This window comes from Synechococcus sp. W70.1 (assembly GCF_047461515.1).
Classification (GTDB): Bacteria; Cyanobacteriota; Cyanobacteriia; order Thermostichales; family Thermostichaceae; genus Thermostichus.
The window spans coordinates 89,391-107,613 of record NZ_JANSHH010000032.1; the positions used below are offsets into that span (position 1 = coordinate 89,391).

Annotated in this window: 23 protein-coding genes; 16 read left to right on the forward strand and 7 right to left on the reverse strand. The window is 58.5% G+C overall.

From position 1 onward, the window contains the following. Window positions 1–178: 178 nt before the first annotated feature. Both NW808_RS08410 and NW808_RS08415 read right to left on the reverse strand, forming a co-directional pair. Window positions 179–541 (reverse strand): FHA domain-containing protein, encoded by a 363-nt coding sequence (locus NW808_RS08410; protein WP_414395404.1) that lies wholly within the window; start codon window positions 539–541, stop codon window positions 179–181. An 84-nt stretch (window positions 542–625) separates the two neighbouring features. Beyond that, a complete protein-coding gene (locus tag NW808_RS08415) occupies window positions 626–1,444 on the reverse strand; it encodes an SDR family oxidoreductase (RefSeq protein WP_414420896.1) in 819 nt (272 codons plus the stop codon). Window positions 1,445–1,563: 119 nt separating this feature from the next. Here NW808_RS08415 and NW808_RS08420 point away from each other — a divergent pair, with 119 nt between their 5' ends. Beyond that, a complete protein-coding gene (locus NW808_RS08420) occupies window positions 1,564–2,055 on the forward strand; it encodes a YajQ family cyclic di-GMP-binding protein (RefSeq protein ID WP_414395400.1) in 492 nt (163 codons plus the stop codon). 133 nt (window positions 2,056–2,188) lie between these two features. Beyond that, window positions 2,189–2,869 (forward strand): DUF3318 domain-containing protein, encoded by a 681-nt coding sequence (locus NW808_RS08425; RefSeq protein ID WP_414420897.1) that lies wholly within the window; start codon window positions 2,189–2,191, stop codon window positions 2,867–2,869. 4 nt (window positions 2,870–2,873) lie between these two features. Here the strand turns inward: NW808_RS08425 and NW808_RS08430 are convergent, their stop codons facing one another. Then, the gene (locus NW808_RS08430) at window positions 2,874–3,827 is read right to left on the reverse strand and encodes an asparaginase (RefSeq protein WP_414395391.1); all 954 of its coding nucleotides are present in this window, start codon (window positions 3,825–3,827) and stop codon (window positions 2,874–2,876) included. 136 nt (window positions 3,828–3,963) lie between these two features. Here NW808_RS08430 and NW808_RS08435 point away from each other — a divergent pair, with 136 nt between their 5' ends. The 4 genes from NW808_RS08435 (at window position 3,964) to NW808_RS08450 (ending at window position 7,122) form a co-directional block, all read left to right on the forward strand. Then, on the forward strand, window positions 3,964–4,722 hold the full coding sequence (locus tag NW808_RS08435; protein ID WP_414395389.1) for a sirohydrochlorin chelatase: 759 nt from the start codon (window positions 3,964–3,966) through the stop codon (window positions 4,720–4,722). A gap of 66 nt (window positions 4,723–4,788) precedes the next feature. Continuing rightward, on the forward strand, window positions 4,789–5,553 hold the full coding sequence (gene cobA, locus NW808_RS08440) for a uroporphyrinogen-III C-methyltransferase (protein WP_414420898.1): 765 nt from the start codon (window positions 4,789–4,791) through the stop codon (window positions 5,551–5,553). Beyond that, window positions 5,550–6,338 (forward strand): ABC transporter permease, encoded by a 789-nt coding sequence (locus NW808_RS08445; RefSeq protein WP_414420899.1) that lies wholly within the window; start codon window positions 5,550–5,552, stop codon window positions 6,336–6,338. The genes cobA and NW808_RS08445 overlap by 4 nt, the downstream gene beginning before the upstream one ends. 85 nt (window positions 6,339–6,423) lie before the next feature. Next, entirely contained in the window at window positions 6,424–7,122 is a 699-nt protein-coding gene (locus tag NW808_RS08450; RefSeq protein WP_414420900.1) for a response regulator transcription factor, read from the forward strand. Here the strand turns inward: NW808_RS08450 and NW808_RS08455 are convergent. Beyond that, the gene (locus tag NW808_RS08455) at window positions 7,102–7,365 is read right to left on the reverse strand and encodes a sulfiredoxin (RefSeq protein ID WP_414420901.1); all 264 of its coding nucleotides are present in this window, start codon (window positions 7,363–7,365) and stop codon (window positions 7,102–7,104) included. The genes NW808_RS08450 and NW808_RS08455 overlap by 21 nt on opposite strands. Window positions 7,366–7,577: 212 nt before the next feature. On the opposite strand from NW808_RS08455, the gene NW808_RS08460 reads away from it, so the two are divergent. The 6 genes from NW808_RS08460 (at window position 7,578) to NW808_RS08485 (ending at window position 12,091) form a co-directional block, all read left to right on the forward strand. Next, window positions 7,578–7,919 (forward strand): hypothetical protein, encoded by a 342-nt coding sequence (locus NW808_RS08460; RefSeq protein ID WP_414420902.1) that lies wholly within the window; start codon window positions 7,578–7,580, stop codon window positions 7,917–7,919. A 17-nt stretch (window positions 7,920–7,936) separates the two neighbouring features. Continuing rightward, a complete protein-coding gene (locus tag NW808_RS08465) occupies window positions 7,937–8,413 on the forward strand; it encodes an ABA4-like family protein (protein WP_414420903.1) in 477 nt (158 codons plus the stop codon). A 114-nt stretch (window positions 8,414–8,527) separates the two neighbouring features. After that, entirely contained in the window at window positions 8,528–9,298 is a 771-nt protein-coding gene (locus NW808_RS08470) for a hypothetical protein (RefSeq protein ID WP_414420904.1), read from the forward strand. A gap of 66 nt (window positions 9,299–9,364) precedes the next feature. Continuing rightward, on the forward strand, window positions 9,365–9,787 hold the full coding sequence (locus tag NW808_RS08475; RefSeq protein WP_414405098.1) for an archease: 423 nt from the start codon (window positions 9,365–9,367) through the stop codon (window positions 9,785–9,787). A gap of 13 nt (window positions 9,788–9,800) precedes the next feature. Continuing rightward, window positions 9,801–11,231 (forward strand): RtcB family protein, encoded by a 1,431-nt coding sequence (locus NW808_RS08480; RefSeq protein ID WP_414420905.1) that lies wholly within the window; start codon window positions 9,801–9,803, stop codon window positions 11,229–11,231. Window positions 11,232–11,443: 212 nt separating this feature from the next. Continuing rightward, window positions 11,444–12,091, forward strand: a complete 648-nt coding sequence (locus tag NW808_RS08485) for a biotin transporter BioY (protein WP_414420906.1) — start codon at window positions 11,444–11,446, stop codon at window positions 12,089–12,091. Between the two features lie 207 nt (window positions 12,092–12,298). On the opposite strand, the gene gshB is transcribed toward NW808_RS08485, so the two are convergent. Continuing rightward, window positions 12,299–13,246: a glutathione synthase gene (gene gshB, locus NW808_RS08490; protein ID WP_414405096.1), complete on the reverse strand. Its 948-nt coding sequence runs from the start codon at window positions 13,244–13,246 to the stop codon at window positions 12,299–12,301. 173 nt (window positions 13,247–13,419) lie between these two features. Between gshB and NW808_RS08495 the strand changes: the two genes are divergently transcribed. Next, window positions 13,420–14,148, forward strand: coding sequence for a pentapeptide repeat-containing protein (locus NW808_RS08495; protein WP_414420907.1), 729 nt, complete (start codon window positions 13,420–13,422; stop codon window positions 14,146–14,148). Window positions 14,149–14,215: 67 nt separating this feature from the next. Here the strand turns inward: NW808_RS08495 and rpmB are convergent, their stop codons facing one another. Beyond that, window positions 14,216–14,452 carry a 50S ribosomal protein L28 gene (gene rpmB / locus NW808_RS08500; RefSeq protein ID WP_414395357.1) on the reverse strand — a complete coding sequence of 79 codons (237 nt, stop codon included), beginning with the start codon at window positions 14,450–14,452 and terminating at the stop codon, window positions 14,216–14,218. Between the two features lie 23 nt (window positions 14,453–14,475). After that, window positions 14,476–14,832: a hypothetical protein gene (locus NW808_RS08505; protein ID WP_414405094.1), complete on the reverse strand. Its 357-nt coding sequence runs from the start codon at window positions 14,830–14,832 to the stop codon at window positions 14,476–14,478. A gap of 179 nt (window positions 14,833–15,011) precedes the next feature. Between NW808_RS08505 and NW808_RS08510 the strand changes: the two genes are divergently transcribed. From NW808_RS08510 to NW808_RS08520, 3 genes are all read left to right on the forward strand, one after another. Continuing rightward, window positions 15,012–16,118, forward strand: coding sequence for a dockerin type I domain-containing protein (locus NW808_RS08510; RefSeq protein ID WP_414420908.1), 1,107 nt, complete (start codon window positions 15,012–15,014; stop codon window positions 16,116–16,118). 358 nt (window positions 16,119–16,476) lie between these two features. Next, window positions 16,477–17,670 carry an SBBP repeat-containing protein gene (locus NW808_RS08515; protein ID WP_414420909.1) on the forward strand — a complete coding sequence of 398 codons (1,194 nt, stop codon included), beginning with the start codon at window positions 16,477–16,479 and terminating at the stop codon, window positions 17,668–17,670. A gap of 248 nt (window positions 17,671–17,918) precedes the next feature. Then, window positions 17,919–18,173 carry an SBBP repeat-containing protein gene (locus tag NW808_RS08520; protein ID WP_414420910.1) on the forward strand — a complete coding sequence of 85 codons (255 nt, stop codon included), beginning with the start codon at window positions 17,919–17,921 and terminating at the stop codon, window positions 18,171–18,173. Window positions 18,174–18,223 lie beyond the last annotated feature (50 nt).

Sequence of the window (18,223 nt, forward strand, 5' to 3'; positions counted from 1 at the left end):
GAAAAAAGGCACCTGCCAGCTTACTAGCTTAGCTAGTCCACGTCAAGGCAGAAGGTGCGTTGGCGAAATTGCACATTGTGCCACAAGGTAGCGAATTGTCCGGCAACTCCGCACCGCTGTCGCGAACGAGGACTAGAGGAAAACCCTCAAGAAGAAGGCAAACCCAATAAAGGTCAAGCTAGGGGTTCTTGACGATGTAGGTAGCCTTGGCGTCTGGACCAAAGCTGATGACATCTCCCGACTTAAGCTGGTGGGTAGAGACTTTCTGGCCGTTGATCAACAGGCCGTTGGTGCTGGGCCGGCCCTCCAGATCCCCGTCCAGTATGCGATAGGAGTATTCTCCCTCCTTTTCAGCAGGGATGCGCAACAGCATGGCATGGTGGCGGGAGGCGTACTGAGAGTTGAGACAGATATCGTTGGCCAGGTCGCGACCGATAAAGTACTTTGCAGCCGTCAGCACCTGCGTGCGGCGTCCATCTCGATCTTCCACGATGAGAAGATGCTGCTGAGCACTTGGAGGAGAAGGCACAGGGTCTACCATAGATCCTCAGGATCCTTCCGCTGCAACTGGCAGGGCCTACCATACACTATACCCGCCTCTGAACTGGCGAAGTTGAGCCTAGGATCAGTCGGGCAAACTTTGCAGCAACAGACCAACCCAGCCAGGAAAGAGAGTGTAGGCTGCTACTGCCCACTGGGCCATACCGACAACCACTTCTGACTTGGAGTGGCAGACAGCCTCCCAGATGGCTGCGGCCACATCTTCCGGCTGGCTAACCCAAAAGCTCTCCAAGGCCTGCTGCATTCGCTGCCGTGCCCTGCTTGGGTGGGTCAAGTTGTCCTCTCCCGGCTCCTCGAGAAAAATGGCCCGCTTGAGAAAGTTGCTGTTGACCAGGCCCGGATGGACACCGATGACCTGGATGCCGTGGGGTTGCAGCTCTAGACGCAGCGCCTCCGTCAGCCCGCTAACTGCATACTTGCTGGCACAATAGGCAGCCATCTGAGGCAGGGGCATTTTGCCACCTATAGAGCCGACGTTGACAATCTGGCCTCTTTTGCGCTTCAGCATGTCGGGGAGCACTGCCCGGATGGTGTGCAAATAGCCCCAGAAGTTAACTGCCATCAGCGCCTGCCAGTGTTCCAACGTCGTCTGCAGGAAAGGGCCACTCAGACAGATGCCGGCGTTGTTGATCAGGCAGTCGATGCGACCATAGCGCTCCAGGGTAGCCTCGACCAGCTTTTGCACCTGATCCGGCTGCGTCACATCGGTGGGGACAGCCAATACTTCCGCATTGAGCCTTTGCTCCAGCTCGATAGCTGTTTGCTTCAGGGTTTCGGCCGTGCGGGCAGCCAGTGCCAGGCGGTAGCCACCGCGGGCAAAGGTAAAGGCAGTTGCCCTGCCGATACCCTCGGAAGCGCCTGTAATTAAAACAACATCGCCCATCTTGCTGCTTTGCTAACTTGAGGAGGAGCGGGAGTCTCCCTTCCTCTGTTGTAGCCTCTCCCGCACCTGCGAAGCCCTTGATAGGCTTAAACTACGGAACGCCAGTGAAGAGGAGGGCTATGGCCTCCACCCACTCGTTTGATATTGTCAGCGACTTCAACCGGCAGGAGTTGGTGAATGCGCTAGACCAGGTTCAGCGGGAGGTTAAGCAGCGCTACGACCTCAAGGATACCCAGACGGAAATTAAGCTGGAGGAGGGATCCCTGACCATCACCACCGCCAGCGAGATGGCTCTCAACTCCATTCGGGATCTTCTCCTAGCCAAAGCAGCTAAGCGGGGCCTCTCCCTGAAGATCTTCGACTTTCAAGCTCCGGAAAGTGCCGCTGGCAACCGGGTGCGTCAGGTAGTTCGCCTCAAAAGAGGCATTGACCCGGCGTTGGCCAAGCAGATTGCCAAGCAAATCCGCGACAACTTCAAGAAGGTGCAGCCTTCGATTCAGGGAGATCTGGTGCGGGTTTTCGGCAAAGACAAAGATGAGCTACAGGCGGTAATTCAAATGCTCAAGCAGCAGGATTACCCGGTGGCACTGCAGTTTGTCAATTACCGGTAGCAGGGCAACAGTCCCAGTTCGCGTAGCCCCTTGGCTCTAGGCTTTTTGGGAGCTAGCCCCCAGAGAAGACCAGAATCCTTTACCATAGGTAGGTAGTGATCTCCATCTCCAACTGCAGCTCTACTGCGCCAGTATGTACACCATTTCTGAGTTCGATCGCCTGATCCAGTTTCTCCCGGTGGAGATCCGACCTGAGGTGCAGATCGAGATTGGATCCCCTGACCAGTCTCGGGTTGTGCAGCCGCTCTGGCGCTTCCCCTGGCAGAAGTACACCCGCTTTGCCATCGACCTTAGCCGTTGGCAGAAGCTGAGCCCTGATCAACAGAAGATCTACTTTTTGCGGGAAGCCGTGATGGCCACCGAGCTGGCCTTGGGAGACAACTGGTCGGCGCTATTGCTGTATCCTGCTCTCATTGGAGCAGGCACGATGGGCATCCTGGTGGAGCTGCAGATGGGGGACAACCTTGGCGTGGCTCTGGCCTCTGGTTTGGCGGCGTCAGCAGTGTTCCTTCTGCGCAAAGCGGAGAAAGGCCAGAAGGCCCAGGTGGCAGCCGACGAGTTTGCCGTGCGCTATGCCTCCCAGAATGGCTACACCTCCGAACAGGCAGCTTCCATTTTGCTAAGTGCGCTGCAGCAGGTGGCTATTCTAGAAGATCGCGTTAAAACTGACTACGACACCACCATGCGCCACCGCAACCTGGAGTTTTTGGCGCAGCGAGGCCTGGGAGCTGGCACCCTGACCATCAACCCCAAGTACCGCAACAGAAGGCAAAGCTCCAGCCCGAATCCTTTCCAAAACCCTTTCCAGCGCTGAGGGCTCAGGGCATACGCAGTTCCCCTTCCACCTCAAGGCGGGTGTAAGGGCCAATGGAGAGGAAGCGCTCCCCTAACATTTCGGCAGCAGCAGGCTGAATCCAGCCCATACGCTGCAGCAGGTGCAAAGCCAAGGCATATTTGGCCCGCGCTGCCCCATCCTGGACCTTGATGGCCAGGCCCATCCCCTCTCCGACGCGTCCAATGCACTGGATCCCCTCGGCGCCGGACTTGCTGACCAGCTCGCCTTGGGCAGCTCGCATCAACTCGGTGTCGAAACATCCCTCGCCCGCCACCATTTCCGGACAGTGGGTCATGGCGCGGACAATGGCTTCCAGCTCAGGCCGCTCTCCTGCAGTTAGTTGAGCATACAGGTAAGCTAGCTGGTTAAGTTGCAACTGGTAGGTGGGCACGCCGCAGTCATCGCGGGCAAATAAAAACTCTTCCGAGGGCATTTGCAACAAGTCGGCCAACTTAGCCCGCACTAGCGCCTGAACGGGGTGTTGCCGCTGGGCGTAGTCCTGCAAAGTCCAGTTCTGGGCGCGGCTTGCTAGCAGCATGCCAGCGTGCTTGCCGGAGCAGTTGTGGCACAGTGGGCTAGGCTTGCCGGGTGGGGTGGGGCAGACCAGCAGCTCGGGGGAAAGATCGGCGCGCCAGAGCATGCTGAACACTTGCCGCGCATGGGCCGTAGTGCCCTGATGGGAGGCGCACATGATGGCGATGTCTTTCTCGCCAAGCCGATAGCGCTCGCGGATGCCCGTGGAGAGCATGGCCAGCGCCTGAAAGGGCTTGAGGGCAGAGCGGGCAAAGACGGGTGTGGTGCTTTTGCCGGCTACGGCCAGGGAGCGCCCGCGGCTATCGGCCACCACGGCTTGGCAATAATGGGTAGATTCGGTCAAGCCCTCCCGCAAAACGTGGATCAGCAGTTCGGGGGCAGTGGAGCGGTTCTCAAATGACATGAAACCCTGGGAAAGGGCCGGCGAGTCTAGAAAAGGGGCGTGTACATTATCTCAAATCATACGTCCAGATCTGGCGCGAAACCTTGCCAGTAGGGAGCAAAATGGAACAAGTGCGTCTGGATCCCTAAGCTCTGTCATGTCTTCACCTCCCCTGGTGTTTTTGGTCTGTCACGGCAGCCGGGATCCGGAATACCAGCAGGCAGCAGCGGACTTGCTGGCGAGGGTGCGGCAGCAGCTAGCTCCTCAAGTGGTGGAGCTGGTTCAGTTGGAAGGCAAGTCCCTGGGCCTGGCGGAGCAGATTCACAGGTACTTGGCGGCTCGGCTGCCCAGGTGCGACAACCCAGTGGTGTTGGTATCGCTCTTCATGGGGAGGGGAGCCCATGTGGAGGAGGATCTGCCAGCGGTGCTGGAGGAGCTTCGGGCTCGCTGGCCCTGCCTAAAGCTGCTGTTGACACCGCCGATTGGCCAGCATCCAGCCCTGCTTGATCTGGTGGCAGCGCGCGTAGCAGCGGCGCAGCAGTTGGGGGAGTTGATCCACGCCTGGATCCTGTTCGGCCATGGCAGCCGTCTGCCCGAGTTTGCCGCCCAGCTGCAAGCTGAGATCCAAGCTTTAAAACAGCACCTGCTTGGGATCCCGATTCACCTGGCTTTTGCCGCCCAGCCTCCTACGCTAGAGACCACCGTCGTTCACTGCTTGCGCCTTAGCCAGTACCGCCTGCGGGTGCTGCCCTTTTTCCTCTTCCCGGGCAGCTTGCTGCGCTCCTTACAAGACCAGGTTCAGCGGTTGCGGCGGCAGTGGCCCTTGTTGCAGCTTGAGCTGGAGCCACCCCTCTGGCGCGATCCTCAACTGCTGCAGGCCATTGTTGAGACGGTGCGGACGGCCTGTTCTCGCTAGATGGGCTGGTCAAAGCTGTCTTGCTTAAGCAAGATGGATCTTTCCAAGAGGCTGTTGGGAGACAAGATGGGCAAAGTGTATCTGGTGGGGGCAGGGCCCGGAGATCCAGGACTGCTGACCGTTAAGGGCAAGACCCTGCTTGCCCATGCGGATGTAGTCATCTACGATGCCCTGGTGGGATCTCCCATCCTGGATCTGATCCCCCCCACAGCAGAGCGCATCTATGCTGGCAAACAGCGGGGGGCTCACACCTTGCCCCAGGAGCAGATCACGGCCCTGCTGATTGAAAAAGCGCAGACACGAGCTGTAGTGGTGCGGCTCAAGGGCGGGGATCCTTTCATCTTCGGCCGGGGGGGCGAGGAGATGCTGGCCCTAGTCCAGGCGGGGATCCCCGTGGAAGTGGTGCCCGGGGTTACTGCAGGCATTGCCGCCAGCGCCTATGCCGGGATCCCTCTCACCCATCGGGAGTTCAGCTCCTCAGTTGCCTTTGTTACCGGCCATGAGGCGGCAGGGAAATACCGCCCCCGAGTCAACTGGCGCGCCTTGGCAGGAGCGGTGGAAACGCTGGTGATCTACATGGGCATCCACAACCTCGGCCATATTGCCGCTGAACTGTTGGCTGGGGGGAAAGCTCCCGATACGCCGGTGGCCTTGATCCGCTGGGGTACCACCCCAGAGCAGGAGGTTCACCTGCTGCGTTTGGACAGCCTGGTTGTGCAGCCGCCGCCGGTGTTGCCCCCAGCCATTGTGGTTGTCGGAGCGGTAGTTACTCTTGCCAACTTCTTGCCTGCCTTGCGTCCACCAGATCCCTTGCCAGCAGGGTCTTCATGAAGGCTTTTTTGCGCAAACTGGCTGCCCTCTGCTCCGCCTACTACGCCTATATGCTGGAGTACCGGGCGGAACTTCTTTTGTGGGCGCTGGCTGGATCTCTGCCTCTGATCATGATGGGGCTCTGGAGCGAGGCTGCTCGCGCAGGGAACTTCTCGCTCTCTTCCCTGGAGTTCATCCGCTATTTCCTAGCGGTGTTCCTGGTGCGCCAGTTTAGCATCATCTGGGTCATCTGGGACTTTGAGCAGGAGGTGGTCGAGGGCAAGTTGTCTCCCCGCCTACTACAGCCTCTGGATCCCGCCTGGCACCACGTGGCCAGCCACCTGATGGAACGCCTCGCCCGCCTCCCCTTTACTGTGGCTTTAATGGCCCTCTTTTTCCTACTCTATCCCCGCGCTTTTTGGATCCCCTCTTGGCAACAAGTGGCGCTGGGATCCTTGGCTGTTCTCTTGGCTTTTGCCCTGCGTTTTCTTATGCAGTACACGCTGGCGCTGCTGGCCTTTTGGGTAGAAAGGATATCAGCCCTGGAGCAATTTCACTTTTTGGTGTACTTGTTCCTCTCGGGGGTGATCGCCCCCTTAGAAGTGTTTCCGCCAGCAGTGCGCCAGGTCTTAGGCTGGACGCCCTTTCCCTACTTGGTGCATTTTCCCGCCAGTCTCTGGGTAGGGCTCCCCCAGGACATCCTGCGCGGCTTTGCCATGGGCCTGGCCTGGCTGGGGCTATTTTGGCTGGTCAACCGTTGGCTCTGGTGGAAGGGTCTGCAGCGCTACTCGGGAATGGGGGCTTAAGAACTGCCTTGAGCCGCCGCAGCTATTATCATGGGCTAGGGATCTCCAGCTTGGCTGCCAGTCTTCGGCTCCCCCTCAGGTCATTATGAAGCGCGTCCTAGTCGTAGATGACGATCCCATTTCCCTCAAGGTTCTGAGCCGCCATCTCAGCCAGCATGGCTATCGGGTTCGCACAGCCACTTCCGGCAGAGAAGGATTGCGCCTGTTTGCTGAAGAGCAGCCGGATGTGGTGGTGTCAGATGTGGTGATGCCGGAAATGAATGGTTTCGAGTTCTGCCGGCAGCTACGCCAACAGCGAGGCGGCGAGCTTGTTCCTTTTATCTTTCTCTCTTCCCGTGGCGAACTGGGCGACCGCATTCAGGGGTATGAGTGGGGAGCCGACGACTACATCATCAAGCCCTTTGAGCCCCTGGAATTGGTGGCCAAGATTGAGGCGCAGATTGAACGATCCCGCCGCACGCAATTGGAGATCCTCCGTCTCATCCAGCAGCAGAACTCCGCTAAGGCTGATGTTGCCCCTCGCCCCCGCTTGAAGGAGCTCAACCTAACCCCTGCCGAAGAGCGGGTGTTCCGGGAGGTTATCCAGGGCTACACCAACAAGCAGATTGGCGAAAGGCTATGCATTAGCCCGCGCACTGTCCAGACCCACTTGACCAATATTCTCAGCAAGCTTTCTCTGGAAAACCGCTCCCAGCTGGTGCGCTTTGCCTATGAGCAGGGCTACGTTTCTCGAGAGGAAGGAGGCAACGAAAGGATCCCTCCCTCAGGCCAAATGAAGTCTTAAAACAGCAGGCGTGGCCCTACGCACTCGACACGGGATCCGATCCCTGCCCAGGCGGACAAAGGCCTCGTAGCGGTGGCAGCCCGAGAAGCTGTAGTACTTTCCCTCCACCTCTAAAACCTCAATTGGCTCCTGCAGGCCTATTTCCTGGATGGAAGCCATCAGCGCCCGCACCTTCCCCGGATCCGTCTGCCGCGGCAGCGGACGGCGAATCTGAGCCAGGGGAATCTCGCGAATCTCCACCATGGTGGGTCTCTTCTCAGTTCGGCTTCTTCATCATACTCGTTATGAGTTTATCTTGTCAGCCCTTGGCGGAGAGATAGACTCTGAGAGCAAGGCATGGCAGGATAGCACCAGCCTGGACTTATGAGTTGCGCTGGAAGCTAAGCCATATGTGGCAACTCCTCAAAGTTCTGTGGGGAAAGGTTGCGGGTCAACTTCCCTCTGCCCCATCCAAGATGCTGCCAGATCTGCTTGGCAAAGTGCCGGTTCAGCAGCCTTCTCCCCAGAAGGACCCTGCTGCGGAGACTACCCCCAAGCCCACCTGGGAACCTGCTGCCCCCAAGGTCATGGCAGCCCAGCGGGTTGAGGAACCCAGGGAGTTGCTGAGATCCCCCGACGCGGAGGCAGGAGAATCCGGCATCGGCCCAGCTCAACCTACCTCCACAGCCAAAAGCATCAGCAATCTTTGGGGCATGGGCGATAGCGGATCCCGGATTTCCCGCATTGCTGCCGCCAGCAACAGTAGCCTTGCTGTCAGCTCTATTGCCAGGGCTGCTGGGCCGATAATAGACAGGTAATGCTGGGGGTTCCAAGCATGCTGGAGATAGTCTTTAACGCAGCCAACTGGTTTGCGCTTCCTTTTTGGGCCTTGATGATCCTGTTGCCGGGTTGGAAAGTAACCCGCAGGGTGATGGAATCGCTCTTGCCCATTGCCCTTTTGGCAGCAGTCTATCTCTACCTTCTGGCTGGCGGGTTTAGCGCAGCGACTCTTAGAGAGTTTTTCAATCCCCAGCTATCTCTGAGCAATCTAACAGCTCTATTCAGCCAGCCCTCGGTGATGGCGACGGGGTGGGTTCACTACATCGTCATGGATTTGTTTGTAGGACGATGGATCTTCCTGGAGGGGTGGGAAAAGCGGGTTTGGACAACCCATTCCCTGCTGCTGTGCTTGTTTGCCGGGCCAGTGGGCTTGCTCTCCCATTTGCTTACGGTGGCAGTTGTCCAGGCACGCCGGCAAAACCGGTCGGGGGGGAAGGACTCAAGAGACAGAAGTGCCGCAAGAGTTGGCTAACTCCTAGGGATAGGCTCCATCGAAAGGGATCCAGGCTCGCATAGCAGGAGGAAGTCCTAAGAGGCTAGGATCAGGGGTAGGAGCCCTCGGCCTTGAGGCCAGAGGAACTGCTTGATGAGGAGTGGAGGCGTAGCTTGGTTTTTGCGTCCTCAGCGGTGGCTGTGGAGCGGCCTTGGAGCAGCAGCCCTTGTGGCCCTCACGGCTGGGGCTAGCTGGGCACGGCTTTTGTTGGAAGTGCGCATGACCCTGGGCCTGCCCATTAGCCCTAACTACTGGTACATGGTGGCCCTTAGCCGAGCCGGTAGCCCTGGTCCCACTGCCAACCTGGTAGATCCCAATGTCCGGGTCGGGCCCAACGAGTACACCTTTGTGCGTGACTGGGACTACCTGATTCGGGTTACCCCCCTCAACGAGGAGTCCGTTTTGCAAGCTACCATCCAGCGCTTTGGTGAGCAGGAGCGAGAGTTTGCCGTTGGCTTTAACCAGGTGCGGGTGGAGCGCGTTAACCGGGATCGCGACACCCTTAGGTTCCGGATTGACCTTTCGGAGCTCCAAGGTCTGGACGGGCAAAACCAGGATATCCAGGTGGCTTTGCTCACTGCCCGCGCCCCTTTTCGCGTGGCTCCTGAAGAGACCAATCTGGCCATTGATGCCACCCGCGGCGAACTGCCCAACTACTATCGCCTTAGTCTCTCCAACCAGCGGCAGGTGATTGTCGACAATCCCCAGCGCCAAGAGACCATGCGCCGCAGCCGTGAGTTACTCCAGCAAAGTGGATCTGGAAGCGGCCTCACCCGCGAGCTCATTGAGGGAGGAGCCCTAGAGATTTTGGCTGCCAACATCCTCACCTTTGAGCTACGCCTTCTTTCCTCTTCCAGTTTCTAGAGAGAAACCTTAATCTATCCAGGTGGCCTCTGGCTTTGGCCTGAGAATGAGAGCAGGGGGACTGCCGTGGTGCGGGCAAGATGGGAGCACTTTGAACACATGGCCGACATTGGTGTGCGCGGCTATGGGGCAACGCCGGAGGAAGCCTTTGCCCAGGCAGCTTTGGCCCTGACTGCGGTGGTCACTAGCGTGGATGAAGTAGCTCCCAGAGAACACCTAGAGATCGAGCTAGGAAATGCAGGCGATCTGGAACTGTTGTTGGTGGATTTCCTGAACGCAGTGATCTACGAGATGGCCGTCAGAGGCATGCTCTTTGGAAAAGTCGAAGTGCACCTGGCAAAAGAGCATCTCAAGGCCAGCCTGTGGGGGGAAAGAGTTGACCCTGCCAGACACCGACCGGCGGTAGAAGTTAAGGGGGCAACTTACACGGAACTCAAGGTAGCCCGAGAGGGTGAGCTTTGGGTGGCCCAGTGCGTGGTGGACGTGTAAGGGGAGGCAACCTATGGATATCAAGAAACTCGAGCGTGTAGATGAGACGGTCTGGCGCATTCCTCCAAAAGGCAGAATGCGTGTCCCGGTCTTGATCTTTGCCGACGAGGAGTTAATCCGGGAAATGGACGACAAAGTGGCCGAGCAGGCCAGCAACGTGACCACCTTGCCAGGGATCGTTGGAGCCTGCTACGTGATGCCAGACGCCCACTGGGGTTATGGCTTTCCCATCGGTGGGGTGGCGGCCTTTGATGCGGAAGAAGGGGGGGTGATTTCCGCCGGCGGCGTGGGATTTGACATCTCCTGCGGCGTGAGAACCTTGCGAACCGGGCTAAAGCGCGAGGAAGTGGAGGAGATGGCAGAGCCCCTAGCCAATGCCCTGTACGCGAGCGTACCGGTAGGGCTCGGCAGCCGCAGCAAGATCTCGTTGAGCGACAAAGAGATGGAAGCTATGCTCGAAGGCGGAGCAGAATGGGCTGTTGCTCAAGGCTACGGCAAGAAAGAGGATCTGGAGCGCATCGAAGAACATGGCCGCATGCGCGGAGCAATGCCGAGCGAAGTCTCCGCCTACGCCCGTGAGCGCCAGCGGCGCGAGATGGGAACCCTCGGTTCGGGTAACCACTACCTCGAAGTCCAAGTTGTTGACGAGATCTACGATCCCGAGATTGCCAAGGGCTTTGGCCTTAAGTCGGGGGAAGTGGTGATTACTATCCACTGCGGCTCCCGTGGCTTGGGTCACCAGATCGGCACTGAGTACTTGAAGAAGATGCAACAGGCGGCTAAAGAACACGGCATAGAGCTACCTGATCGCGAGCTGGCCTGTGCGCCCTTGAAGTCCAAAGTGGGGCAAAGCTACCTGGGAGCGATGCGGGCGGCAACCAACTGCGCTTTGGCTAACCGCCAGATCATCACCCACTGGGTGCGCGAGGTGTTCGCTGAGCTTTTCCCCAAGGCTGAACTCGACCTTATTTACGATGTCTCCCACAACACCTGTAAGGAGGAAATCCACGAGATAGAGGGGAAAAAGCGCCGCCTGTTCGTTCACCGCAAAGGGGCAACGCGCGCTTTTGGGCCTGGCCACCCAGAGCTTCCTCAAGCTTTTCGCTCTATCGGTCAGCCCGTCATCATCGGTGGCTCCATGGGCACGGCTTCCTACATTCTGGTCGGCACCGCGCAAGGGGAGGCCCTTTCCCTCTCCTCAGCCTGCCACGGCGCTGGGAGGGCGATGAGTCGCAACCAGGCCCTCAAAGCCTGGACAGGGCAGGAGATTATCGAACAACTGAGACGGCGCGGCGTCATCGTGCGCAGTCCTTCTTTGCGGGGGGTAGCTGAAGAAGCGCCCCAGGCCTACAAAAACGTCGACAAAGTGGTGCGCGCTGCCGAACAAGCCAAGATTGCGAAACTTGTAGCGCGCTTAAAGCCAATTCTGTGTATCAAAGGCTAGCTATTTGCTGAAAGGGGAAGCTATTTTTAGGGGCTTAATGCCCTTTTTTTGTTGCTTCCAAGTGATGCTTTGCTGCGTTTGTGAGTTATTCCCCAAGCTGTGCTTGCCCAAGCGCGAATGCCTTAGGAAAGGGTTAGTGTGTACTTGCCCTCTTCTTTGCATTCCCCTATACTGATACACTAACCTTCATGTCTCGACACTGCAGGTGTTCTATGACTGCAAGTTACCTACCCTTGGCCCAGACTTTTCTGGCCCGTTCTGATCACATTCGCCGTTCTGCTCGCATTCGCGATCTACTGCTGGTGGTGGGAGGAAGCCTATTCGTAGCAGCTCTGGCGCAGGTGAGGATCCCTCTGCCTTTTACACCGGTGCCCATCACTGGACAAACCTTTGGGGTAATGCTGGTGGGAGCAGGCTTTGGGGCCAGGCTGGGCTTTCTCGCCTTGCTGCTGTATCTGCTGGAGGGGCTCTTGGGATTGCCCTTCTTCAGCGGCGGCGGCTCTGGGCTCAGACACCTAGCGGGGGCAACAGGAGGCTACCTGCTGGCTTTTCCCTTGGCCGCAGGGCTAATGGGCTGGTTTGTGGAGCGCTGGGGGGTAGATCGCAGTCCCTGGAAGATGGCCGCGGCAATGCTCTCCTGCTCGGCTTTGATCTACGCTCTGGGAGCTACTTGGCTGGGGGTGTGGCTGAACGAGAATGTTGGACCCACCTCCGCCTTGGCGGTGCTCAGCAAGGGGGTGTTTCCCTTCATTCCTGGGGATCTATTGAAGTGTGCGCTGGCCGCAGCCCTGCTGCCCACTACTTGGCGCTGGCTGGGGCGGGGGCAGTCGGCAGCTGATCCCAAGTCACCCTCCCCCTAGGAGCAGAATCTAAAAAAAAGATGATGTTTGCTGGGACCGAGTTTTTTTTCTGGGATCCTAGGACTTGATCAAAGCGGTGTTCAAAGCCACCCATTAATGGAGCGCGTCTTATATTGCTCTAGGGTTTTGTAGGTCGCTGGCCGGTCGCGACATGCCCCCCTTGGGGGCCCTTTTTATTGGCCCTACAACGTTGAAGGGCACGCTAGCTTAGGTTTTAACAGGTACCTTTTTCTCCAGCCACTCGGCCACTTGGTTAGCCAGATCAACTCCCTGCAACTGACTGATCTCCCGCAACATGGTTGGGCTAGTAACGTTAACCTCCGTCAGCCGCTCGCCAATCACGTCAATGCCTACAAAATAGAGTTTCTCCTGGCGCAGTACTGGCGCCAAGGCTGCGCAGAGAGCCCGTTCCTTTTCGGTAATCTCAGTTTTCTCCACCCGACCCCCAGCAGCCACATTGCCCCGGAAATCTTCCTCGCTGGGGACGCGGTTGACTGCACCTAAAGGTTCTCCCTCTAGCAACAAAATGCGCTTATCTCCCGCTGCTGCCTGGGGCAAATACTCTTGCACCATCACGGGCAGCCGGCCAAATTGAGTGCTCAGCTCGATGAGGGAATTGAGGTTGGGATCCCCGGCAGTGAGCCGTAGGATCCCTTCTCCCCCTTTGCCGCCCAGAGGCTTAAGCACTGCCTGCCCTACCTGCTCGACAAATTGGCGGAGCAAGGCCTTATTGCTGCTAACACAGGTGCGCGGGATCCACTCCTTAAATTGCAGGGCGTAGAGCTTTTCGTTGGCCGAGCGGATGCCAGCGGGGTGGTTGAGCACTAGGGTACGGCTGGGAGGGAGGTGATCCAAGAGGTAGGTGGCGTAGAGATAGGCCGTATCCACCGGCGGATCCTTGCGCATCCATACCGCCTGCATATGACTCAAGGGCACCAGGCGCCGTTCTTTGACCTCATACCAGGGATCCGCCTTTAGATCCAGCACGATTTCGGATACCGACCCCCACGTTTCCCCTTGATCCCAGTAGAGATCGCCCAATTCCAGACAGAAAACGCGGTGTCCTCGTCGCTGTAGCGCCTCCATCAGGGCAATGCTGGTGTCGTGGTTTACCTGCAACTGGGACAGCGGATCGACGATAAAGGCTACCTGCATGGGTGGTTAGGGTTCGCAAACAAAAGGCTGCCCCGAGTATGCAATAAATCCGAGCGAATTCAGCAGGGCTAGCTTTGTTAACATCCTCTTAACCTCAGCAAGCGGCGCAAACGCTAGCTTGGTAATTAGCCCTCCGTCCTCAGCTAGGTTGGTTGGTGAGGAACGTCCCACCCGTGAATGATCCTTCTTCTCAACCCTTGGAGCCGGTTCGCATTGAAACTACGCGGGATCTGCTGGAAGCCCTGCGGCAAGGACATTCCCTAGTGGGTGCCAACCTCGAAGGCGCTTACCTTTCGCGGGGCCTGTTCGACCGCATTCGGATGCCCAAGGCCAACTTGACGCGGGCCAACCTGCGCTCGCTCAGCATGCAGCAGGCGGATCTGCGGCTGTGCAACTTTCGCCGCGCCGAGATGGAGCGGGCCAATTTTGCTGCCTCAGATTTGCGGGGATCCAGCTTTAGCCAGGCTCTAGGGGACTATAGCAACTTCACCGCTGCCAAGCTGGACAAAAGCAGCTTTCAGGAAGGCCACTTCAGCCACTCCATCTTTCATAAGGCCAGCTTGGTGGCTGCTAACCTAACGGGAGGCGACTTTTTTGCCGCTGACTTTCGCCAAGCCAACCTATTTCGCTGCAACCTCTCGCAGGCAGTCCTGGCTTGTTGTCAGCTACAACAGGCTAACTTCGACCAAGCCCTCTTGGTGGGAGCCAACCTGCAAGAAGCCCAAATCGAAGGGGCCAGCTTTGTCGGCGCCGACTTTACCAACGCCAAGCTCTCCGAGGAAATGCGCAAGTTCTTGATTGAGCACGCCAGCGGCACCAACGAGCTGACCCAGCGGGACACTCTCACCACGCTGCTGGCAGGGCTAAGACCTAAGTCGCGCAAGCTGTTTGGGCTGCTGTAGGCTGTTGCCGGTACAAATCCTAGGTCGGCCTAGGGGCCTAGTTCTGTAGAGGTCGGAATCCCAAGCCTTAAAATTGGTTGAGGTCGATGCCAGCCTCGCGGGCCATAGCTCCTAGCCCTTTGGTCTTAAGGGTTTTCAGGGCCTTGGTGGAGACACGCAGACGAACGAACCGCTTACCTTCTTCCCACCAGATGCGCTTCCACTGCAGGTTTACTTCCTGCAAGCGCTTGGTGCGTCGGTGAGAGTGGGAGATGGCAAAGGCGTTGTTGCGCTTTTTGTTGGTCAGTTGGCAGCGACGTGCCATAGGAGGCAAGCAACTCAGCCCCGCTATTGTATAGCGCCTTTCCGCTGGGCAGCAAGTTGGGCTTGCAACTGGGCTAGCTCTGCCCTCAATTGGGCAAAGGTTTGTTGGCAGTGGTTGACGCTTCTCAGGGGCAGCTCTTCGTTTTTGGCAATGCAAGTTATCTGAACAGGCCCGTCGGGGCCTTGGCCAGTGCGATCCACCAACACTTCCACGGTTACCAGCTTGGTGTAGGGGTTTTTTCCGGGGGGCTCGCCAGCCACCCAGTAGTCAGGACTGTGGTGGAGGATGGTGAGCTGGCAACGCTCCAGAAGGGCGCGGATGGCTTCGCTCAACTGCTCGGCCGAGCCCGTAAGCTGGGCAGTGCAAGAATATCGAGCCATAGGACGGCAAGTCACCACGGCTATCCTACCATCAAGTTTTTGGCTCCTGCAGCCAAAGGCAAGCAAAATTGGGCTCGAGAGTACTCTGCTCCGGCTCTGCCAGTTCTAACTGGGAGAAAATGAACTGGGCTAAAAAAACATAAGGAGCCCCTTCCAGAGCTCTCGCCGGGGAAGTTGCGATGTCTAGGGTTTCCCCTCTAGCCCCTTCTCTCTTGCTGCTGGGATCCCTTGCTCTAGCTTGGACAGGCGTGGCTTCTGCCCAAGCGCGGCCTTTTCAACCGGGCGATCTGGATGGGGATGGCCGTTTGACGGTGCAGGATCGCAACCTGTTGGGGGCCTATTTGCGGGGAGAGCAGGGGTTGACCGACAACCAGATCCTGGCTGCCGATGTCGATCAGGACGGGCGGATTACGGAAGCCGATTGGCAGGTTCTGCAGCAGCGCCTTCAGACAGCTACGGAAGCTCCCACCGGACAGGTGCAGTTGGATTCTGCCTACTCTGGGCAGGTGGTGGACCGCCTCACAGGGCAGCCCTTGGCTGGGGTGGAGGTAGCCATCCCAGGGGCAGGGATTGCAGTGCGCACCGATGCCCAGGGGCGGTTTCGCCTGCCAGGGCCGCTGCCGGCAGAAGAGATTTTGGTGGCGCGGCTGGAGAACTATTTGCCCTATTCCCAGAGCACAGGCAACGGAGAGATCGGCCGGGATCGACCTCTGCAGTTGCAGTTGGAGCGCTGGGATCCCAACACTACGCTGGTGCTGGAGGCCAATGTCATTCGCCTCGGCGATAACCGGTATTCGCCTGAGTCGGCGGCTGCCAGCCAGTTTCTAGGGCCTGCCCAAGCGGTAGAGATGACCCGCTCCTTCACCTTGGAACGCCTGCCGCCTCGCCCACCGGTTTTGCGGATTGGATCCCTGATTGGGTTGGATACTGCCGCTGCCTATCGGGCTGGCCAATCTCGGATCCCCACCGCCGATATGTCCCCTCTACAAGTCCTTCTGAATGGGGTGGAAGTTGAGCAAGTTCAGCTAGGAGGAGACGACCTGCGCATCCCTCTGCCGCTACAGCACTTGCGCCTAGGTTCAAACACCGTAACGCTGCGCACTGGCAAAACTTGGGTTCAGACAGGCGGGATCGTCAGCGGCCCCCGTGTCAGTATTCCTCTTTTTGGTGGATCCCTGCAAATTCTACTGCCGCTAGGAGGTAACCCCCTCAGCCAGCAGGGTGGAGCGTGGGTGGATTACGACGATGTGCAGTTAGCCAACGTCACGATTGAGCTCCGCAACTAACCTAACTTGCGCTGGCTAGGGATCCTGGCCAAAGCCCTTCCGAAAGGGCAGATGGCCTGCTGTTACCTCTGCCCCAGCACCTATGGAGAGGATTCCCAACATTTGCGGGTGCGTTATGTCAGCGTCGAAGGGGATGCTTCGAGGACGTGTCTGCAGGTCGCAAGCCCATTCGCCATAGCTTCATCCGACCCACCCGCCCATCGAACGTGAAACCCACCCTTGGGCCGTGGCCGTACGGCGGCATCCGGAGTTCACCTGCCCCAGCTTGCCCAGACATGCCACGGCTGTTGCGGGGAGAGAGGCGGATAGCTACCCTATCGAGAGGACAGGTTCCTTTGCCGACGGCCAGCCTGGGCCTATGGGCAGGAAGCAAGCGCTGAGTAAGGTGGTTCTCTCTGGTGTGGCTCTTGCCAGCTCAGCGCTTCTAGCTGCCTGTGGCCGGGATCCTGGTCCTTGGTCTCGCCAGTTTGGCACCCCTTCCTCCGACGAGGCGCGCGCCCTTGCTGAGGACGGGCAGGGGAATGTCTGGGTGGCAGGGATCACCGAAGGAAGCCTTCCTGGCCAAAGTTCTGCGGGGGGCAGTGACGTTTTCTTGCGCAAGTACAACGCCCAGGGCCGAGAGCTCTGGACGCGGCAGTTTGGTACCCCTGCCTCGGACGAGGTTGTTGCCCTGGCAGTGGACAGGAGGGGGAATGCCTGGGTGGCAGGGATGACCCACGGTGCCTTCCCTGGCTACAGCAATGCCGGCGAAGAAGACATCTTCCTGCGCAAGTACGATCCCCAAGGCAGAGAGCTCTGGACGCAGCAGTTGGGTAGCGCTGGGCCTGACCAGGTCATCGCCATCGCTGTGGATGGCAAGAGCAACGTCTGGGTTGCAGGAACAGGGGCAGGCAAGAGCTTTGTGCGCCAGTACAACGCCAACGGCAAGCCGCTTTGGGTCCGCGAGTTGGGAGCCCACCAGCAGGTCGCTGCCCTGGCTGCCGATGGGGCAGGAAACCTCTGGATAGCCGGATTTGTCCGCGACCGCGCAAGAACCGGTGGCTTTGTCTGCAAGTACGATCCCAGTGGCAACCAGGTTTGGATGCGCCAGTTTTCCCACCGAGGAGGCGACGGCGCTCTTTCCGTGGCCGTGGGAGGGGAGGGGAAGGTTTGGGTGGCAGGCTACGCCCAGGGCAAGAATCCGTCCAAGGCCTATGAGGTCTTCGCCCATCAGTACGATCTGTACGGCAACGAGCTCTGGAGCCGCCAATTTGCAGGTGGGCAAGGGGAGCGCGTCCTAGCCATTGCTGTGGATGGGAGTGGAAGGATTTGGGTAGCAGGCCACACGCAGGGGTCTTCCTCGAGGCGCAGCGACGCCTTCGTCCGCCTTTACGAGGCCAACGGCGGCGAGCTCTGGCGCCATCAGTTTGGCAGCGCCGACTTCGACTGGATCCAGGCCATTGCTGTAGGCCAAGAGGGCAACCTCGTGGTGGCAGGCGTAACCTGGGGATCCCTTGCCGACCAGTCCCATGCTGGGATGAAGGATGTCTTTGTGCGCAAGTACGGTCGTTAGTCCGGGGTTATTTTTCTGGAGCAGGATCCGGCTCCCCTGGTTGTTCTTTCGGCAGCCGATACGGATCTCACCGCCTTGAGCGCGGCTCTTTCGCTTCTGCCCCAAGACTTCCCGGAGGTGCGGGCTGCCAATTTTGATGGCTTAGAGGTGGCCAAATAGGTGGCAGCCGTAGAAAGCTACGCCGTGCTAAGCTTTGGGCGGTGCGGCTTTGGCCGGAAGGAAGGATTTGGAAGAGATGAAAAAAAAGGGTGTTTAGGATAGCTCTTTTAGGAGCCTTGACTTCTTTTGCCGGTTCAATTTTTCTGGGAGCCTGCGGTCCTCGTTCAACCGATTCAGATCCAGTCGACCGTCCAATCGATTCGGATTCAGTCGGTTGGCTCCGCCAGTTCGGAACTTCTGAGCATGGCGAGGCCACTTCCGTTGCTGTTGATGGCCAGGGGAACGTTTGGATAGCGGGATCCACTGAGGGAGCCCTTCCCAGCCAGTCGAGCGCTGGCGGTTAAGATGCCTTTGTGCTCAAGTACAGTCGCTAGTCAGGACATACCTTGAGAAA